The 18,400-nt window shown below is 61.6% G+C and carries 13 protein-coding genes; 8 read left to right on the forward strand and 5 right to left on the reverse strand.

Annotation, left to right across the window (positions count from 1 at the left end; genetic code table 11):
* Positions 1 to 3 precede the first annotated feature (3 nt).
* The 6 genes from lepB (at position 4) to J3R75_RS15610 (ending at position 6,884) form a co-directional block, all read left to right on the forward strand.
* Complete coding sequence (lepB, locus tag J3R75_RS15585) at positions 4 to 525, forward strand: signal peptidase I (protein ID WP_307263400.1); 522 nt, start codon at positions 4 to 6, stop codon at positions 523 to 525.
* 15 nt (positions 526 to 540) lie between these two features.
* Positions 541 to 1,050 carry a hypothetical protein gene (locus J3R75_RS15590; protein WP_307263404.1) on the forward strand — a complete coding sequence of 170 codons (510 nt, stop codon included), beginning with the start codon at positions 541 to 543 and terminating at the stop codon, positions 1,048 to 1,050.
* Between the two features lie 45 nt (positions 1,051 to 1,095).
* Positions 1,096 to 2,391: a GTPase HflX gene (gene hflX / locus J3R75_RS15595; RefSeq protein ID WP_307263406.1), complete on the forward strand. Its 1,296-nt coding sequence runs from the start codon at positions 1,096 to 1,098 to the stop codon at positions 2,389 to 2,391.
* Between the two features lie 595 nt (positions 2,392 to 2,986).
* Positions 2,987 to 4,387, forward strand: a complete 1,401-nt coding sequence (locus tag J3R75_RS15600; protein ID WP_307263408.1) for a phytoene desaturase family protein — start codon at positions 2,987 to 2,989, stop codon at positions 4,385 to 4,387.
* Between the two features lie 144 nt (positions 4,388 to 4,531).
* The gene (gene rpsT / locus J3R75_RS15605) at positions 4,532 to 4,795 is read left to right on the forward strand and encodes a 30S ribosomal protein S20 (RefSeq protein ID WP_307263410.1); all 264 of its coding nucleotides are present in this window, start codon (positions 4,532 to 4,534) and stop codon (positions 4,793 to 4,795) included.
* Positions 4,796 to 5,024: 229 nt separating this feature from the next.
* Positions 5,025 to 6,884 (forward strand): AMP-dependent synthetase/ligase, encoded by a 1,860-nt coding sequence (locus J3R75_RS15610; protein ID WP_307263413.1) that lies wholly within the window; start codon positions 5,025 to 5,027, stop codon positions 6,882 to 6,884.
* A 102-nt stretch (positions 6,885 to 6,986) separates the two neighbouring features.
* Here J3R75_RS15610 and J3R75_RS15615 read toward each other — a convergent pair whose 3' ends face one another.
* Positions 6,987 to 7,757, reverse strand: coding sequence for a prepilin-type N-terminal cleavage/methylation domain-containing protein (locus tag J3R75_RS15615; RefSeq protein ID WP_307263417.1), 771 nt, complete (start codon positions 7,755 to 7,757; stop codon positions 6,987 to 6,989).
* A 415-nt stretch (positions 7,758 to 8,172) separates the two neighbouring features.
* On the opposite strand from J3R75_RS15615, the gene J3R75_RS15620 reads away from it, so the two are divergent.
* The gene (locus J3R75_RS15620; RefSeq protein WP_307263419.1) at positions 8,173 to 9,267 is read left to right on the forward strand and encodes a phosphotransferase enzyme family protein; all 1,095 of its coding nucleotides are present in this window, start codon (positions 8,173 to 8,175) and stop codon (positions 9,265 to 9,267) included.
* 49 nt (positions 9,268 to 9,316) lie between these two features.
* Here the strand turns inward: J3R75_RS15620 and J3R75_RS15625 are convergent, their stop codons facing one another.
* The 4 genes from J3R75_RS15625 to J3R75_RS15640 all read right to left on the reverse strand — a co-directional run bounded on the left by J3R75_RS15625 (position 9,317) and on the right by J3R75_RS15640 (position 16,913).
* A complete protein-coding gene (locus J3R75_RS15625; RefSeq protein WP_307263423.1) occupies positions 9,317 to 10,453 on the reverse strand; it encodes a radical SAM protein in 1,137 nt (378 codons plus the stop codon).
* Between the two features lie 134 nt (positions 10,454 to 10,587).
* A complete protein-coding gene (locus J3R75_RS15630; protein ID WP_307263426.1) occupies positions 10,588 to 10,764 on the reverse strand; it encodes a hypothetical protein in 177 nt (58 codons plus the stop codon).
* Positions 10,765 to 11,085: 321 nt separating this feature from the next.
* A complete protein-coding gene (locus tag J3R75_RS15635; protein ID WP_307263430.1) occupies positions 11,086 to 11,865 on the reverse strand; it encodes a TatD family hydrolase in 780 nt (259 codons plus the stop codon).
* 671 nt (positions 11,866 to 12,536) lie between these two features.
* Positions 12,537 to 16,913: a hypothetical protein gene (locus tag J3R75_RS15640; RefSeq protein ID WP_307263435.1), complete on the reverse strand. Its 4,377-nt coding sequence runs from the start codon at positions 16,911 to 16,913 to the stop codon at positions 12,537 to 12,539.
* 502 nt (positions 16,914 to 17,415) lie between these two features.
* Between J3R75_RS15640 and J3R75_RS15645 the strand changes: the two genes are divergently transcribed.
* Entirely contained in the window at positions 17,416 to 18,357 is a 942-nt protein-coding gene (locus J3R75_RS15645; RefSeq protein WP_307263437.1) for a PLP-dependent cysteine synthase family protein, read from the forward strand.
* Positions 18,358 to 18,400 lie beyond the last annotated feature (43 nt).

Here is an 18,400-nt window from a genome sequence, read left to right on the forward strand (position 1 = left end):
GGCATGGCATTGCGCATGAGACAACTTGGTGAGGCACTGCGGGCCTTCCTGCTGCCCCAGCCGAATCGGCGGTTCTGGATTCGGCTGGGGCTGGAAATCGTGGTGGCGTGGGTCTTTTTCGGCAAGGTCTGCACACTGTCCTGGACGCAAGGCGAGAGCATGTTGCCGACCTACGGCGACCGCGAGTTCCTGCTCTGCTGGCAGCCGCGCTACTGGTTTCGCGACCCGCGCCCAGGCGAGGTGGTGATGCTGCGCCTGGCGGGACCGCGCGTGATGCTGCTCAAACGGGTGGTGGCCGTGGCTGGCGACAGCGTGGAGTTCCGCGGCGGGGGCTTGCTGGTCAATGGCAAGGAACCGGACGCCTTCTGGGCGAGTCTGACGCTTTGCGACTGGGACCTGCCCGAGCGCTTGGTCCGCCCCGGCCATATTTACGTGGTTGGCGACAACCGCAGCATGGGCATTGACGAGCATGAATTTGGCGAGATCGCCGTGTCGCGAGTGGTCGGCGGGCCGCTGTTTCACTAACTGGAGGTCATTTCCTTGCGCAGAAAAAAGCATTTATGGCGGCCTTTGCTCAAGCTCCTGCTAGTCGCAGGAGTGGCGGCGGGGCTTTTTTATTGGCTGCGGCCGTCGGAGGAAAAGCGCATCCGCAAGCAATTCCAGCGCTTGAGCGAGGCCATTGAAAAGAGCGGCGACGAGGGCAATGCCAGCGCCGCCGTCAAGATGTTCGCGCTGGGCAATCTTCTCCATGAGCAGATCGACATCAGTATCCGGGACTTCCCCTACAACGGCGAGCAATCCGCCGAGACGCTCATCAGCCTGGCGACACGCGGGCGCAGCTTCTTCCGCACGATTTCGGTGGATATCTACGACATCGAGGTGATTCTGATTGACCACGAGTTGGCCGACGCCCGCTGCGTGGCGCGGGTGGCTGTCGAGTCGGACAATTATCGCGACCACGGCGTCAGGCATTTTATGGCGTCGCTGGCCAAGATTGACAAGAGCTGGCAGTTCACGGGTTTCCGTGAAGACGAGCTGCTGCGCAAATGACGGCGAGTGATTAGTATTGGGTCTCAAAGCAACATAAAGGTGGCAATGAAAGAAACAGGCGCGACCATCGTCAATGAAGATTCTACGAAGGTGCAATTTGCGTTTTTGGTAGGCGTGCAGACGGCCGAAAGCGGGCCGGAACGCACCGAGGAGTTGTTGGCGGAACTGAGCGAGCTGGTGCGGACGCTCGGGCTGAGCATCACCGGCCAGCTGACGGCGAAACTGCGCGATATCAACCCGCGCCTGCTCGTCGGCGAGGGCAAGGCGCAGGAGATCTGCGACGCGGCGCTGCAGTCGGGCGCGGACGTGATCATTTTCGACGACTTTCTCACCCCGTCGCAACAGCGCAACTGGGAGAGCCTGGCCACTATGGCGGTCATTGATCGTCAGGAGGTCATTCTGGATATTTTTGCTGCGCACGCGCATACCAACGAGGCGCGTCTGCAGGTGGAGTTGGCGCAGGCCAACTACTCGCTGCCGCGGCTGAAGCGCCGCTGGACGCATCTGCATCGGCAGCGCGGCATGGCTGGCGGCATGGGCATGCGCGGCGAAGGCGAGCAGCAGCTGGAAGTGGACTCGCGGATCGTGCGGACGCAGATTGCGAAGCTCAAAGCCCAGCTCAGCGTCGTGCGTCAGCATCGGCGGGTGCAACGCAGTCAGCGCCTGCGCAAGCCGGTGCCGGTGGCAGCGATTGTCGGCTACACTAACGCCGGCAAGTCGTCGCTGTTGAATACCTTGACGCAGGCGACGGTACTGACCGAGGACAAGCTGTTTGCCACCTTGGATCCGACGGTGCGGCGGCTGGAATTGCCTGACGGCCAGGCGCTGTTGATGGCTGACACCGTCGGTTTCATCCGCAAACTGCCGCACATGCTGGTAGAGGCCTTTCATTCTACGCTGGAGGAAACAGCCATGGCCGACTACCTCATCGAAGTACTGGACGCCACGGCGGCCAGTCTCGAAGAGCACCACGACACCACCGCGCAAGTCCTCAAGGAAATCGGCGCCGGCGGCAAGCCGTCATTGCTGGTGCTCAATAAGGTCGATGCGCTGCCAGACCTCTTGTCCCGCCAGCGCTTGCAACGGCGTTTTCCAGACGCGCTGCTGATTTCGGCGACGACCGGCGAGGGCATTGACGCCCTGCGCGTCGCCATGGCTGAGCTCTGCCGCGCCAGCATGACGGAAATGGCGCTGCTTATTCCCCATAGCCGCTACGACCAGCTGACCCTGGTGCGCAAAACCTGCGCCATCCTCAGCGAAAGCTACGAGGACGCCGGCGTGCGCCTGACTGTGCGCGTGCCACTGGCCGCCCTGTCCACTATCAGCGCCTTCGGCGCCTAAGACGGGGGAGCGGCGGTTTTTCTCGCGGACCGAGCGGACAGCGCGAACGGGCTTTTTTCGCGGGCTGAGCGGACGGATCCGACGGTCTTTTTTTTCGCGGGCTGAGCGGACGGATCCGACGGATCAGACCGATCCGTCTGATTGATCGGTCCGATCGGTCCGATCGGTCCGATGACGAGCCAGACGAGTAAGACGAGTAAGACGAGCCAGGTCAAATGTAATCGGCCAGCCATTGATATTGGATGCACGACATGCCTCTCGCTGGCGTGGTGGGACGCGACGTGCATCGCCAATGTGGCGCCCTCCGGGCGCAATTCTAACTTGCTATCATACCCCGGGTTGCGGCGCCCTCCGGGCGCCTCACCCGGGGCTATGCATGGTGCGGCCCTCCGGGCCGAACTTGGCCTATCTGACATTGTATTGCTGCGAAGCGGCAGAAGCGCTGAAAGTGCGAATATCAATGACTGACTGATTACGGTCAACTGTTGCTGCTGTCCTGTCGTGGCTTGGTTTATGCTGTGCAGGGATTACATTTAGCGTTTTTTCGCGACGATTATATATCATTACCAGAGCACCCTTACGACCCCAGGAAGCAATGAAAGACAGCTACGACATTGTGGTGATTGGCGGCGGTTTGGGCGGTTTGACGGCCGCCAATCGTCTGGCCCGCGCCGGGCACGCGGTTTTATTGACGGAGCAGCATTCGCAGTTGGGTGGCCTGGCCACGTATTTCCAGCGCCGCGAGCACATTTTTGATGTGGCCCTGCACGGTTTTCCCGTCGGCATGAAGAAGAGTTTTCGCAAATACTGGGGGAAGGACTTTGCCGACCGGGTGACGCAGGTGAAGAGCATCCGCTTTGACAATCCGCAGTACAGCTTGGACAGCACCTTCGACACCAGCGACTTCAGCGCCAAGCTCACGGGTCATTTTAAGATTTCGGCCGACACCGTCAAGGCCTTTTTTGCGGCCTTGGCCGCCGCGAACTATTACGACGACCAGCGGGAGACCACCCGGGAGTTCTTCAACCGCTTTTTCCCTGGGCGGACCGATGTGTGGCGTTTCCTGATGGAGCCCATCACCTACGCCAATGGCTCGACTCTCGATGAGCCGGCCATCAGCTACGCCATCGTCTTCGGTAATTTCATGAGCGAGGGCGTCTACACGTTCACCGGCGGCACCGACCTGATGCTGCGGATGATGGAAGACGAGCTGCGCCACAACGGCGTCGATGTCGAGCTGTCCAGCTGCGCCGAGCGCATCTATGTTGATGGCTCGCGGCGGGTGCGGGCGGTAAGCATCAACGGCCGCGAAGTCGCCTGCAAGGCCGTGGTCGGCAATGGCAGTCTGCCGCGGCTGGTGCACGAACTCGTCGGCGACGAACATTTTGCGCCCGACTACCTGGACAAACTCAAGCTGGTGCGTCTGAGCAGCAGCAGCTGTCAGGTCTATATCGGCATCAAGGAGGGCGAGAAACTGCCCTTTATTGGCGATCTGCTATTCACTTCGACCTGGCCGGAGTTCGATGCCGCCGCGCTGGCCAGCCGCAAGATCAGCAGCCGGACCTACTCGGTCTACTACCCGGAAATTCGCCCGGGGACGAGCAAGTACAGCGTCGTGGCGTCCATGAACGCGCTGTATGGCGACTGGGCGACGATGAGCAAAGACGAGTATCGCGCCGCCAAGAAGGACATGATCGAAGACACGCTCAACGCGCTAAGCCGCTACATACCGTCGATCCGCAGCATTGCGGACTACACCGAAGCGGCGACCCCGAAGACTTTCCAACGCTACACCGGGCACCTGGCCGGGGCGACCTTCGGCACCAAGTTCGAGGGCCTGCGACCCAGCATGGACATCGGCAAGCAGGTCGGCGGACTCTACCACACCGGGTCGGTGGGCATCATCATGTCCGGCTGGCTCGGTGCCGCCAACTACGGCGTCATTACCGCCAATGAGGTCGATCGCTACCTCTGTACCAGCCGTCGAAACGGCTGACCCTAGCGACGATTTGCATCCAGCCGTCGCTGGGGGTTGACTTTTTTCTACCCGAGGCCATATTATATCTTCTGTTTTCATTAACTTCGTAGTTCATAACGCTGTTGACATTTGTGACCCGTGTAAAAAGGAAGACTGCTGACAATGCCGAACATCAAATCAGCCGCCAAGAGATTGAGGCAGAACGAAAAGTGCCGCGTGTTCAACCGCATGCGCAAGTCCCGCGTCCGTACCAGTGAAAATATCCTTGACGATCTGATCAAGGCTGGCGACAAAGAAGCCGTTGTCGCAGGTTTGACCAAGTGCTATTCTGAGCTGGACAAAGCCGCCAAAAACGGCGTGATTCACAAGAACAAGGCCAGTCGCAAGAAACAGCGTCTGGCCGCGCGCGTTGCAAAGATGGCCTGATTGGCCCTCCTGTGAGATATCAAGGCACCAGGCGTCGGAGTATGCTTGGTGCTTTTTTTATGGCAATGACCCAGCGCTGTACCGACTGCCATTTAGCCTTAGTCGCGGCGGCCGGCGGCTAGCGGTGTGTCTTTCTTTGGTTTCAGTTCCGCCGGGCTGTCGGAGGAAAGCCGGTGTTCTGAGGCGAGTTATGTGACGACATGCACAATTTAGCCTGGAGAATACGACCATGACAAAGAACAGCCGCATGACGAAGAATCTTGGCGCGTACTTTGAGGACTGGTGCGCCCGGAGCGCGAATGGCGCCGCTCTGATGTATCTTGACGGCCGGAATGAGCTGGTCCGCTACAGCTACAAGCAGTTTCACAGCGATGTGCTGGCGTGGTCCCGCTATTATCTCGACCACGGGGTGAAAGAAGGCTCGCGGGTGGCGATGGTGGCCACCAAGTGCCCGAGTCATTTTGTGTTTTTCTACTCCTGCTGGCGCATTGGCGCCATTGCGGTGCCCGTCTGCGAGACTCTCGGCGATCTGGAGATGGGCTTCATCCTGCGGGATTCGGACCCAGCCCTGGTGCTGGCTGAGAAGGACTTGGTAGGCAAGGTCACCGCCAACTGTGGCAACGTGCCGGTGATCAATGTGGACGACATGCCGCGTGGCGATATGGCGGCTCCAGCGGACGCGCCACTGAGCCAGGCGGAACTTGATGCCGTCGCCACGCTGATCTACACCAGCGGTTCCACGGGCATGCCCAAGGGCGTGATGCTCACGCACCGCAATATCTGGACCAACGGCTACTGGGACTTGGACGCGTACGGCATGGACAGCACCGACCGCATCATGTCGCTGCTGCCGTACTGGCATAGCTTCGCGCTGGTCTGCGAAGTGCTGCTGACGCCCATGGCCGGCGCGACCTGCGTCATACCCCGTGATATTCGCGATTTCAAGAAGAATTTGTCGCTGTATCAGCCCACGGTGATTCTGGTTGTGCCGCGCATTGTCGAGGCCATCAAACTGGGCATTGACAAACAGATTGACGAGAAGCCGCCGAAAGTGAAGGCGTTGATTGACCAGGCCATTTATAACGCGTCGCGTATTTTCACGGCCGGCGCCCGTTTGGACGGCGGTGTTTTGCGCATGGTGACGCATCACACCTTCTATGATCCGCTGGTCTTCCGCAAATTCCGTCAGGCCTTTGGCGGCAAGTTGCGTTTCATCATCAGCGGCGGGGCGCCGTTGGACATTGAGTTGCAGATTTTCTTCAAGTACATGGGCGTGCTGGTGCTGGTGGGCTATGGCTTGACCGAGACTTCGCCGGTGATCAGCGCAAACAAGCCGGAAAAGCACCGCCTGGGCAGCGCCGGCCAGGTCTTTCCTTGGCTTCTCCCTGAAAATGGCGGCGACTACACCTTCAAGGATGACGATGGCAAGCTCGGCAAGGACCTCCATGGGCAGCTGCTGGTCAAGGGCGACTGCGTCATGAAGGGCTATTGGCGGCACACCGATGCCAGCGCCAAGACCATGGAGGACGGCTGGCTCAATACTGGTGACGTCTGTTACTGCGATGCCGATGGCTACCTCTTCGTCGAAGGCCGCAAGGGCAGCATGATCGTCCTCATCGGCGGCGAAAAACTGCATCCCGAACATGTGGAGGACGCCGTCAAGAATTCGCCGCTGATCTCGGAAGCGATGGTTATTGGCGAGAAATGCAAGAACGTCTATGCCTGCGTCAACGTGCAGTCGGAAAACGTCAAGGACATCCCGAAAGACCAGCTTAAAAAGCGTATCAAGGAAGAGGTGCTCAAGGCCACGGCGCATCTGGCGGCTTTTCAGAAACCCAAGGACGTGCTGATCCTGCCTGATTTCAACATGGAGGACGGCACGCTGACGGCGACCTTCAAGGTCCGCCGCTACAAGGTCATGGAGCTCTACAAGCAGGAAATCGAGGACTTTCTCCGCAACAACAGCGAGGACGTAGCCACCAAACGCGAACTGGGCATCGCTAGCTCGAAAATTTTGGAAAGCCTGGCCAACGGCAAAGTCATCGTTGGCAGCGGCACGGAAATCAAATACGACGGCAAAAAACGCTGACCGGGGCTTCCCTGAGCGCGCGCCGCAAAAGACACCGGCCGCCGGAGAATTGTTCTCCGGCGGCCGGTTTTTATTGGCGCCGTTGTGTTTCTGCCTGTGTACTCAGGGCAAGAGCACGGTTTGGAAACTGGCGTTGGCGGTGGTTTTGATTTGGTGGCCGATATTGCGCAGTTCGCCGGCGTTGAGGCAGGCGGCGTGGCCGTCGGCGAAGCTGGTCGAGGCCTTGCCGGCATGGATGGTATGGGGTGCGGCCGCGGCGATGGAGGTGCCGGAGTTCTGGATGGTGGTGTCGGGATGGAATGCCCAGAAACCCTTGCCGAGGTGGCCGGAGTCGTTGGCGGTGCAGACCACGTCGATCATGATGACGGTTTCCGACGGCAGTTTCATCTGGCTGAGCAAGTGAGTGATGCCGTAGCCGCTGCCGACCCGGTCCACGAGATAGCTGCCGAGTTTGGCCACGCGCGCGCTGTCGGTGGCGCCGTAAATATGCGGCATGGCGAAGCTGGCATAGAACGACCCGACTGAGCTGGCTTTCTGCAGGCTGTTGGACGGGCATTGAAGGGACGACCATGGCACATAGCCCGCATTGGCAACGCCATAGGGGCTGGTGGAACTGGGACCGTAGGTGAGGACTTTGAACCACGGTTGGTAACTGGTGCCGCTGACGTGTGCGGTGGTGACATAGACGTCCTCAAACTCCGATGCATACAGCTGGTGGCCCATCATTGCCTGCTTGTGGTTGTTGAGGCAGCTGGTTTTGCGGGCGGCCTCCCGCGCCTTGGCCAAAGCCGGCAACAGCATGGCGGCTAAAATGGCGATGATGGCGATGACGACCAACAGCTCAATCAGGGTGAATACCAAACTCTTTTTCATGACCAACCTCCCACCGATAATGGCTTACAAGGCTATATGGACCTGGAAAAACACGTATGCCAGACGTAGTCATCTTCATGGCATAAAGCCCCTGCGGTCAAAGTCTGATTAATGTATAGCGGATAATGCCGTTGACAGCAAGAGCCGAAAAGAACGATGTGGAAGAGTGGGGGGAATCCCTCACCCATTGATACCGGCGGTTCCAAGGAACGCCACGGTCCCTGACGTCCCTTGGAACCGCCGGTATCAATGAGTGAGGCATTGCCTCCTGCTTGTCCGATTGCGCACTTTCAGCGTGCTTTGTGGTTTCGGCGGCGTATATTCATGCGGAAACCGGCGCGGGACACGCAGCCGGGTGGTGTGAGCAGGTGCTGGCGGTTGCGGTGAATGACAAGCAAAGTTGAGGATTGAGTTCATGACTAACAGCAAAGCCTTCGCGGCCGCTGGCCATTTTGCGTTGTACGGTGATTTTTTGGATGTCGTGCCCTACGGCAATGGCCATATCAACGATACCTACCTACTGCGTTGCAGCCAGGCGGGTACGGTGGTGCGCTACATACTACAGCGGCTCAACACGGCCATTTTTCGGGAGCCGGAGAAACTGATGGCGAATGTGTCGCGGGTGCTGGCGCATTGTTCGGCGCGACTGGCTGGCCAGGCCGATGCGAGCCGGCGCGCGTTGACGCTGGTGCCGGCGCAAGACGGTCGGCCCTTCTGGCGCGATGCCGATGGTGCTTGCTGGCGCTGCTACCTTTTCATTGAGGGCGCAACGTCTTACGACATTCTGGAAACGCCGGCTCAGGCCTATGCGGCGGCCAAGGCCTTCGGGGCCTTTCTAGCCCTGCTTGCGGACATCGGCGGCGAGCGGCTGGAGGAGACCATCCCGCATTTTCACGACACGCCGTCGCGCCTGGTCGCGTTTGATGCCGCCCTGGCAGCGGACAGCCGGAACCGCGCTGCGTTGGCCAAAGACGAGATTGCTTTCGTGGCGGCGACCCGGCATATTGCGCCGCGGCTCCTGGATTTGCAGGCCAGCGGAGCGATACCGGAGCGCATCACCCACAACGACACCAAGCTCAACAATGTCATGCTTGACAACATCAGTGGCGTGGGCATTTGCGTCATTGATCTTGACACGGTCATGCCTGGGCAGTCGCTCTTCGATTTTGGCGATCTGGTGCGTACCAGCGTCAGCCCTGCTGCGGAAGACGAGCGGGATCTGAGTAAAGTGCAGCTCCGCCACGACGTCTTTGCGGCGTTGGCAAAGGGCTACCTGAAGGGCTGTGACGGCTGCCTGACCAAGACCGAAGTCGAGCTGCTGCCCTTCGCCGGCCAGCTGATCACCTTCGAGATCGGCCTGCGTTTCCTCACCGATTATCTGCAGGGCGACGTCTATTTCAAGACTCACCGCGAGGGGCATAATTTGGATCGCTGCCGCACGCAGTTCCAGCTGGTGAAACTGCTACAGGAACACGAAACGGCCTTGCAGACCATGGTCGCCACGCTCTGAGCGGGGCCGGCAAACGCAGCGTGCCGCGGGACTGGAGGCGGCGGGCTCTTCAGGTGAAATCCAGAAAGGGGCGGGCCTTGGCGGCGAGCTTGCCACGGAGGCCGAGATCGCTCAGGGAACCGATGCGGCGCTGGCGGCGCTGGCTGATTATGCGGTTGACGGAAACGGGACCCAGGCCCGGCACGCGCAGCAGCGCCTCGCGGTCGCCGCGATTGATCTTGACCGGGAAAAAGGCGGGGTGGGCAATGGCCCAGTGCTCCTTGGGATCGTGGCCGAGGTCGAGATTGCCATTTTCGGCATAGACGATCTCGCCGGCGGCAAAGTTGTATTTGCGCAGCAGAAAATCCACTTGATAGAGCCGGTGTTCGCGGGTGAGGCGGTCGTGTGGCGACAGGGTGAATCTGCTCTCGCCGGGGATGTCGGGATGGCCCAGGCCGCCCTGGTAGGCCGAGAAATACACGCGTTCGAACTTCAGGCGGTTGTAGATCCCGTCCATGTATTTGACGATCTCGCGGTCATTTTCATCCGAGGCGCCGACGATGAATTGCGTGGTGCATTTCACCCGTGCGAATTCGGCGCCGCGGGCGGTTTCGGCGGCCATGAGTTTGAGCGGGGCGATGATGTCCCGGTCGTAATTCTTGAATTGTGAGAGTTTGGCGAAATGCTCGGCGCCGGGCGTTTCGATATTCAGTGACACGGCCGTGGCTAGCTGCATGCTGCGGCGGATGGCCGCCGGCGAGGCACCGGGGATGATCTTGAGGTGGATGTAGCCGCGGTAGCGGTATTTTTCGCGCAGGATTGCCGCCGTGTCGGTCAGGCGCTCCATGGTGCGGTCGGCATTGCCGATGATACCCGAGCTGAGGAACAATCCCAGCAGATGCAGGCGGCGGTCGTATTCGAGGAATGCCCGCGCAATTTCGTCTGGCGAGAGGGTACAGCGCCGCGCCGTGTTGCCATCTTGGCGGAGGGGGCAGTAGCGGCAGTCGCTGCTGCAGGTGTTGGTCAGCAGTGTCTTGAGCATGATGCCGTAGCCGCCGCGCGTCAGTGGCACCGGGTAGAGCCAGCGGCCGTCAAGGCCGCGGCGCCGGTGCTCCTTGGGGTTTTTGCTGCTGCAGGCGCAGGCCAAGTCGTACTGGGAGTCTTCCGACAAGATGTCCAGCTTGTTGATGACGTCGTCCATGCCCATGATAGTCGCCCAGTTACAACGAGGAATTGAACTCGCACTGAAACTTTTTATGCTAATAAATGTTATGCGAGTTTAAAGTAGCATGTATTTGTTCGTGTCAAGACCCCGGCGAACAGAAAAAATGTGCAGGATGGTCATCGGTCAGTAACCACCCCGGTGGGGAAAACACCGGGGACAATTTGCCGGAAACCCACGGCCAGTCGCCGCCCAGCCATTACACATGGGTGACTAACCAGGCAGCGGATTTCATAGGAGCGATGCTCTTCACATAGCATGCGGCAGTCGCCGGCGATGAGTTGTTTGGTAACCATGCACAAGATCATTCGCCGAGGTTTTGAGCACCGAAGGTGCGCCCTAAGATAGCCCAGGGCAAGCGCCCGCAGGGCGCGTCGCCCTGGGTAAGGTGCCCCATCCCAAAAGAGCCCTGAAGGGGCGGCCTAAAAGACCTGCGACGAAGGGTCACAGCGTAAAATTGCCGCAGCAATCAATGAGTTCCATTGCCTCTTTGGCTCCAGTCAGCTTCGCCGACTGAAGCCAAAGAGGCTGAGGAACACGGACCAATATGGCGCGCTACCCAGGGCGGCATTTCACGGCTCATTCGTAGCCGCACGGCATGCTGTGCGGCGGCGGCCTCAGGCAACCGGTGATGGTACGGGGATGTGGAGGAAGGCGCAGGCATTGCCGGTGGTGATGTCGGCGACTTTGTCTGGCGGGAGTTGTTTTTCCTCGGCGACTCGCATGCCGATATAGGGTAGGAATGCGGGGCAGTTGCGCTGGCCACGCTTGGGTATGGGCGCCAGGTATGGCGAGTCGGTTTCGAGGAGCAGCCGCGACATGGGAATGTGCGCGAGTGCCTCGCGGATATTGTGGGCGCGGTTGAAGGTGACCATGCCATTGACGGAAAGCATGGCGCCGAGCGCGAGCCACTGGTCGGCTTCGGCGGGGGTGCCGGTGAAGCTGTGCACAATGCAGCGCAGGCCGGGGCAATGCCGTTCCATGACGATGGCGTAGCAGTCGGCGAAGGCATCGCGACAGTGGATGATCGCCGGCAAATCGAGCTCAATGGCCAGGTCGAGAAAACGGCCAAAGACGTCCCGCTGGACCTCGGCGGGCGAGTGGTTGTAGTAGTAGTCCAGGCCGATTTCGCCGACGGCGATGACGCCTGGTCGCGCCAGCAGGTCGCGGAAGAAGGCCATGTCCTGGAAGCTAGCGGCGACGTGGGGATGCAGGCCGACGGCGGTGTAGACGCCGTGTTCGGGATCGGCCAGGGCGACCGTGCGCTCACAGTCGTCCAGAGAGGTGCCTTGGACCAGGAAGGCGCCGACGCCTTCCTGGCGGGCGGCGGCAAAGATGGCCTGGGCGGGGTCGTCGCCGTCGAGATGCAGGTGGGTATCAAACCATGGTGTTGACATGAGGTGAAACGAGGTCCTTTGACACGAGCTAATAGAAGCCGCCGGCACTGACTGCATCGTGGCGATCGTCAGCGCCGGCGGGAAAAGCTCATAACATCATCTGGCAAGCCGGCTTGTCAACAGCACGGCGGCGGATCAGTCCTGGTTCAGGTAATCGGTCAGTGCACAACCCGGCGCTCCGCTGGGACAATGTGCAGGAAACCCACGGCCAGTCGCCGCACATATGGGAGGCTAACCAGGCAGCGGATTTCATAGGAGCAACCACCCCGGTGAGGAAAACACCGGGGACACTTTGCCGGAAACCCACGGCCAGTCGCTGCCCCGCCATTCGACCTTGATTTCCGCCGACCTTTTCCGCAGCGGAGTCCTAGCGGGCCAGAGTAGCAGCGACTTCCAGTCGGAGTGTGCACGCCTCGTGCGGCGGGAGAGACGGGCAGGGAACGGTCGGCGTGGATGACGAGGACGGTATAATGAGCCGTCTTGTCGGAGTGGGCGAGACGCCCACTCCACGGCCGCGAGACGTAATCGGTCAGTGCACACCCCGGCGCTCCGCTGGGACAATTTGCAGGAAACCCACGGCCAGTCGCCGCACATATGGGAGGCTAACCAGGCAGCGAGTTTCATAGGAGTGTTACCCCGGTGTTTTCCCCGTCTGGGTGGTCACAGACTGTTTACTGGTCCAGCGGGGTGAAGGCGATGGGCACGACGATGTTTTTGCTGAAATCGACGAGGATGCCTTCGGCGTGTGGCCAGCCGATGGGCTGGGTGAAGACGGCAGTGGAGGTATATGAACTGACGGTGCTGCCATCGGCGAGCTCCAGCAAGAGGCGGAAGCGCCGGATTTTGAAGTAGTCGTGCTGGGGATTGTGGAGGGTAAAGACATTGTGGGTGCCGATGCTGCGCAGGGCGTTGGCGGGTATGGGCGTGCGCTGTTCGTCGGACCAGGTGTTGTTGCTTTCGCTGCCGCTGGCGGCACTGAGCAGACCGATGTCGACGCCGTTGAGGATGCCGGTGCTGGGGTAACTCTGCTCCCTGCTGTCGAAGCCCTGGCCTTCGTAGCAGAGCCAACCGCGGATGGCGGTGGCCAGCAGCTCGGGGCCGATGACCAGGTCGGTTTTCGGCGCTTCCTGTGCGTAGCGTTCAGGTAGCGGATCGAGCTCATAGCTGACGACCTGCCGGCTGGATTCGATGCGCAGGTCGGCCCAGCAGGCCCAGTCGCCGCTGGAGTCGTCATTGGGGCCGACGTCGCTGATGAGCACCAGGGTGATTTTCTGGCCAGCGTAGGCCGTGAGGTCGGCGCTGAGGAGTTCCCAACGGTGCTCGGCGACCGTGTGTTCGGCTAGGAGGCGCTCTTCGCCGGCGGCATTCCGCACGGCGACTTGGAAGAGAATGCCGTCGCCGAGATGGCTGCCATCGCGTTTGCCGACCAGGGCGCGGAAGAACCACGCGTCGTCCGTGCGGGGCAGTTCCAGGTCATAATTGGCGCCGACGGCGCCGACCTGGCCTTTCCACGGCGGGTGCATGAAGATGCCATTGTGGCTGACATCGCCGCAGGACATGACTTTTTGGCGTTCGACGCGGGCGCCGCTGCCGCCGAGATCGGCCGTTTCGGGCGCCTGGCGGGCGCGCAGAGTGCTGCGCCAGTTCTCGAGGAGATCGACGGCGAGACGTTCGGGGGCGAAGGTGCTGATCAGACCGCTCTGCCAGCGCTGGCTGGACTGATCGTCGCTGATGGTGGCGCTGATGAGGCGCATGCCGGGCGTGCCGTCCGGTGGCAGGGCGAAGGCGACCTTGGCCCATTCGCCGGGTTTGCCCGGCACGCGCTGTTGCTGGGTGCCGAATTGGCAGAGCAGGTCGGCGGGGCGTTGTTTGGTTGGCAGCAGGCGCAGCGTGAGGGTGGTGTCGGTGATGGTGCCCTCGCAGCGGGTCAGCTCTTGGACGCTGAAGTCGATCCAGGCACCGCCGATGTCGAACCACAGACGCTGGCCGGCCTGGGCGTCTTTGGGGATGAGACGGTCGTGGGCCTTGCCGTCGGGGCTGAAGACGGTGACGGTTTCGCCGGGGACGACCACGTCGCGGTCACAGCGTAGTTCCGGCGCGGCTTCGGCCTTGCCTTCACGGAGGCGGTAACTGAAGGCACCAGCGACGGGTATGACGTAGGTCAGGCCGCGTGCGCGGCGGAGCGTGGCTGAGCCGAGGCTCTTGCCAGCGAAATCCAGCGCTTCAGCGCTGACGGCGCTGACCGCGAAGCCGCAGTCGGCCTGTTGGAAGAGGATGACTTCCCAGTGGTTGACGTCGTCGCGGCGGCAGATGCCGGCGCCCATGCCGGCGGCCTTGGGGAAGCGTTGGAAGGCCTGGTCACGGCCATCGACGTAGAGATAGGCGGGACTGTCGGCGTAGTCGGCGCGGAGGCCGTTCTGGTTGGCGCTGCTGACATTGACGAGGCCGTCGTCAGTCCAGCCGGCGAAGCCGTTGGGTGGGAGGACGATGGTTTTGCCGGCAACCGTGACGTTCAGATCGTCCTGGCGATGGCCGTTGACCACGACGTGCGTGCCGTCCTGGTAGTCGACGATGAGTTGCGAGCGTTCGTAGGCGCGGTTGGCGATGGCCTGGCTGCTATTCCATAGGCGGCCGTCGCCGTCGGCGTAACGGATGGCGGCGATGTTCGCCTGGGTGTAGCGGCTATGGAGTTGTTGCAGCAGGAAGTAGCCGCGCAGGGTGCGGCGCATGCCGCCGGTGCTGACCAGGAAGGACGGGTGGCCGAAGGCGACGGTGGCGGCGAGGAAGCGATCGACGCTGGCGTCCAGCTCGGCGCTAGTGCCGCCTAACGGGACATTCCGGCCGTAGAACATCTCCATGTTACCCATGCCGAAATTGCATTCGAGGGGGTGCATTTTGAGCAGATCGAAGTCGACGAGCCAGGGCCGTTCGGGCAGGTAGTAGTTGCGGTCCTGGGCGTAATTACCATCGGTGAGGCCGCTGTAGAAACAGTGGTGCGGTCCTTCGGAATAAACTGGGCCTTCCCAGGTGGCTTTCTGGATGAGCATGATTTCCCCGAAGGCGTAGAATGTCGCCGCGAAGGTGCCAGCGCCGGGGACGCGGTGGTCGTAATCGGTGCGGCCCCAGGGCGTGACGGAGGTGTGCACGTCGCAGTAGGCCGTGCTGAAGCGGTACTTCTGCTGATTGATGGGGCTGAGTTCGGCGCAATATTCGACGGCATATTGTGGCTTTGGCGCGTAGCAGCGAGCCCAGGCGCTCTGGAGTTGATTGTCGGCCGTGCGGCTGATCAGGTCAACGCGCCAGTACTCGTTGACGGGCGCGAAGTCGGTGAAGTTGTTGTAGGGCCCGTAGACGAAGCCGAGGGTGTCCTGCATGTAGCGCGAGTAGTCGGCCATACCGGCGTCGCCGCCTTTGCCGGGTGCGGCTTTGGTGCGGAAAGTGAAGCTTTCGCCGCCATCGCGCCAGCAGGTTTCGTGGTCGGTGACGAGGACCTGGCGCATGCCGTGCCGCCAGATGTTGTGCCAGTATTTCTTGTCGTTATCACGGTTGCCGGCGCCATGGGCGCGCCATGCGTGGGTGCCAGTGATGTGCTTGTGGGGCGATGGCGGGTTGGGGATGTTGGGCAGGTGCTCGGCGAATTCCGGCCCGACCGTGATGAAGAAGCGCTCGAAACAGTCGTTGCGCTGGCCGTCGGTGCGGGGGACGTACAGCACGCCACCATTGGCGGCGGCGGTGGTGCCGTTGGCGGTGGCTTTACTGGCGCCCCAGGGGCGGCTGCCGTTGGAGCGGTACCAGTCGAGGTGGGCGGAGAAGAACAGCGTGTCGTCGCCGCTGGTGAACACCAGCACTGCAGGGCGGCCGTTGGCATAGTCGTAGTAGGGTATCTCAATGGCGCGCGAGGCGTTGAGGCCTTCGCTGACGCCAAAGCTCACCGCGCCGACTTTTCCGCCGGGGGCGATGGTGTCGATGACGAGCGTCTTGCCCATGATGCGCAGGTCGTAGCGGACGTCGATGCTGTCCTGGCCGCGACGCAGACGCCACTGGCTGACGACGGCGTCGCCCTCAATGGTGCAGCTGATGACCTCGCCGCCCTCGGGCGGCGCCCAGTACGGCGTGACAGCGTCGGGAAACTGCGCGCCGACGCCGCTGAGGATGCTGATGGGCGCGTTGTTCTGCCATTGCGCCGTGAGGACCTGCGGGCTCCCGGAGTAGGGCGTGTAACGGTAGGCGAGGAGGCCATCGGGCCCTTGGTAGCGCAGGACGAAGCTGCGGTCGCTTTCCGCGCTGACGCTGTTTTTTGCGCCGGGTTTGGCGCTGTCGGGCAGGATGGTTTCTTCGCGGGTGGGGAAGGGCAGGGTGCCGGGGCCGGTGTTGGCGGCGTGGGACTGTCCGGGAAAGGGCCGCAGATTGCGCTTCGGGCGGGGCTTGAAGGTCAGCGGCGGCTGCTCGTCAGTGAAAAAGCTCAGACTGTCGAAGAAAAGTGTGCGGTCCTGGCGGTTGCGGCCGTTGGTGATCTGGAAGCCGGCGAAGCGCGTGCCGGGCTGATTGAGAAGTTGTTGCTGGGTCGTGTCAAGCCGCCGTATGGGCAGGAACCACTCGCGCCAGTTGACGCGCGTGAGGTTCATTGCGTGCTCCGTGCCGTCGGGAAGCGCAAAAAGGAGCGCGATGGCGACCTGCGGGGTGTCGCCTTCGGTTACCCATGCCCAGTTGTTGCCGTAGATCCAGCAGCCGACCATGTCGAAGGCCTCCGGCAGCGCCAACGGTGCCGGCGGCCGCAGCGTGACCACGGGCATGGCGCCATCGCGGCGGTAGGTCAGTTTGCCCACGTAGTCGCCCCAGATCTGCTGTTCGCGGCTGCGGCTGAAGGACGCGATGGCATCGCTGGTCTCGACGACCCAGGGCTCGTCGCGCTCAAAATCGACAATCGCGGGGTGCGCGTCCGCCATGCGGCCGGCCCAGTCCAGTTCGTAGGGGCGTTTTCCGACGCTGTCGGCGGCGTGGAGGACGGCGCCGGCGAGAATCATCATGCTCAGGCTGAGTGCTTTCATGGGGTGTCCTGGGGTTGGGAGGATGGAAGGGCTGGATGGAAATGGCCAAAGATGATGTGCAGTGTGCTGGGGGCTCGCAACAATATGGCCCTGGCGAGACTGGATGCAACGGCCCGGCGCTGTTATCCGCGAGGGATGCCTGGCAGGAAGAAAAACGTGAGCGGTCAGCAGCGGCTTCCAGCCGCTGTGCGCACGGTTCGTGCGGCGGGGGAAACGGGCCGGGTACGGTCGGCGTGGATGACGAGGACGGTGTAAAGAGCCGTCTTGTCGGAGTGGGCGAGACGCCCACTCCACGGCCGCGAGACGTGATCGGTCAGTCACCACCCCGGTGTTTTCCCCGCCGGGGTGGTTACTGGCCGATTACGAGAAAAACGGGCATTTTTCCGCGCAACGGCCGATGCGGCGGTGTCGGGTGCTATATTAAGCCTTTTCCATGGGTGCGGGGCCCGTATCATTGCATGCGGTTATTCCTTCTTATTCATCACGTTATTGAGGGCGTTTCATGGCAGGCATTTTGCGCAGTATACTGGAGGCAATCGGGCACACGCCCCTGGTGGAGTTGCAACGGCTGACTGGTCCGGAGGACGCGCGGGTGCTGGTGAAGGTCGAGGGCTTGAATGTCGGCGGCAGCATCAAGACGCGTACGGCGTTGAATATGATCGAGGTCGCCGAGGCGCAGGGACTGATCGGGCCGGGCTCGGTCATTATTGAGCCGACCAGTGGCAACCAAGGCATCGGCCTGGCGCTGGTCTGCTGTTTGAAGCGCTACCGCTGCATTATCGTCATGCCGGACTCGGTGAGCATAGAACGCCTGAGCCTAATGAAGCTCTATGGCGCTGAGATCGAGATCATACCCGATCACGACAACATCGGCGAGTGCATGGAGCGCTGCATGGCGCGGGCGTTGGCGCTGCGTGACAGCATTTCTGGCGGCTACGTGCCGCAGCAATTCGAGAATCCGAGTAATCCGGCGGTGCATCGCGACAAGACGGCGGTGGAAATCCTCGAACAGCTCGGCGAGGTGCAGGTGGACGCCTTTTGCAGTGGCTTCGGCACGGGCGGGACGCTCAGCGGCATTGGCGGGACGCTGCGCGGGCGCTTTCCGGCCATGCAGGTTGTCGTGGTCGAGCCGGAGAACGCCGCGATACTGGCCGGTGGCGCCATCGGCTCGCATTTGCAGATGGGCATTGGCGATGGTATTATTCCAGCCAATCTGAATACTGGCCTAATCAACGAGATGATGATTGTCAGCGACGACGAAGCGCTGGACATTGCGCGGCAGCTGGCTCTGCAGGAAGGGCTGCCGGCGGGTATTTCCAGCGGCAGCAATGTCGCCGGGGCTCTGCGTCTGGCGCGGCGCCTCGGCTCGGGCAAAACAGTACTGACGGTCCTGCCGGATTCGTACGACCGCTACTATTCGACGCCGCTGTTTACCGGCCTCTGAGGCCGCGCAGCGGCAGCTCTACCCGCCAGCGGTGTCGGCGCCG

This window comes from Oligosphaera ethanolica, from assembly GCF_030814695.1.
Classification (GTDB): domain Bacteria; phylum Verrucomicrobiota; class Lentisphaeria; order Oligosphaerales; family Oligosphaeraceae; genus Oligosphaera; species Oligosphaera ethanolica.

Excerpts from the sequence above, each read along its gene's own strand:
- lepB (WP_307263400.1), top strand. The coding sequence starts at position 4 with ATGGCATTGCGCATGAGACAACTTGGTGAGGCACTGCGGGCCTTCCTG.
- hflX (WP_307263406.1), top strand. The coding sequence starts at position 1,096 with ATGAAAGAAACAGGCGCGACCATCGTCAATGAAGATTCTACGAAGGTG.
- J3R75_RS15600 (WP_307263408.1), top strand. The coding sequence starts at position 2,987 with ATGAAAGACAGCTACGACATTGTGGTGATTGGCGGCGGTTTGGGCGGT.
- rpsT (WP_307263410.1), top strand. The coding sequence starts at position 4,532 with ATGCCGAACATCAAATCAGCCGCCAAGAGATTGAGGCAGAACGAAAAG.
- J3R75_RS15610 (WP_307263413.1), top strand. The coding sequence starts at position 5,025 with ATGACAAAGAACAGCCGCATGACGAAGAATCTTGGCGCGTACTTTGAG.
- J3R75_RS15615 (WP_307263417.1), bottom strand. The coding sequence starts at position 7,757 with ATGAAAAAGAGTTTGGTATTCACCCTGATTGAGCTGTTGGTCGTCATC.
- J3R75_RS15620 (WP_307263419.1), top strand. The coding sequence starts at position 8,173 with ATGACTAACAGCAAAGCCTTCGCGGCCGCTGGCCATTTTGCGTTGTAC.
- J3R75_RS15625 (WP_307263423.1), bottom strand. The coding sequence starts at position 10,453 with ATGGGCATGGACGACGTCATCAACAAGCTGGACATCTTGTCGGAAGAC.
- J3R75_RS15630 (WP_307263426.1), bottom strand. The coding sequence starts at position 10,764 with ATGGTTACCAAACAACTCATCGCCGGCGACTGCCGCATGCTATGTGAA.
- J3R75_RS15635 (WP_307263430.1), bottom strand. The coding sequence starts at position 11,865 with ATGTCAACACCATGGTTTGATACCCACCTGCATCTCGACGGCGACGAC.
- J3R75_RS15640 (WP_307263435.1), bottom strand. The coding sequence starts at position 16,913 with ATGAAAGCACTCAGCCTGAGCATGATGATTCTCGCCGGCGCCGTCCTC.
- J3R75_RS15645 (WP_307263437.1), top strand. The coding sequence starts at position 17,416 with ATGGCAGGCATTTTGCGCAGTATACTGGAGGCAATCGGGCACACGCCC.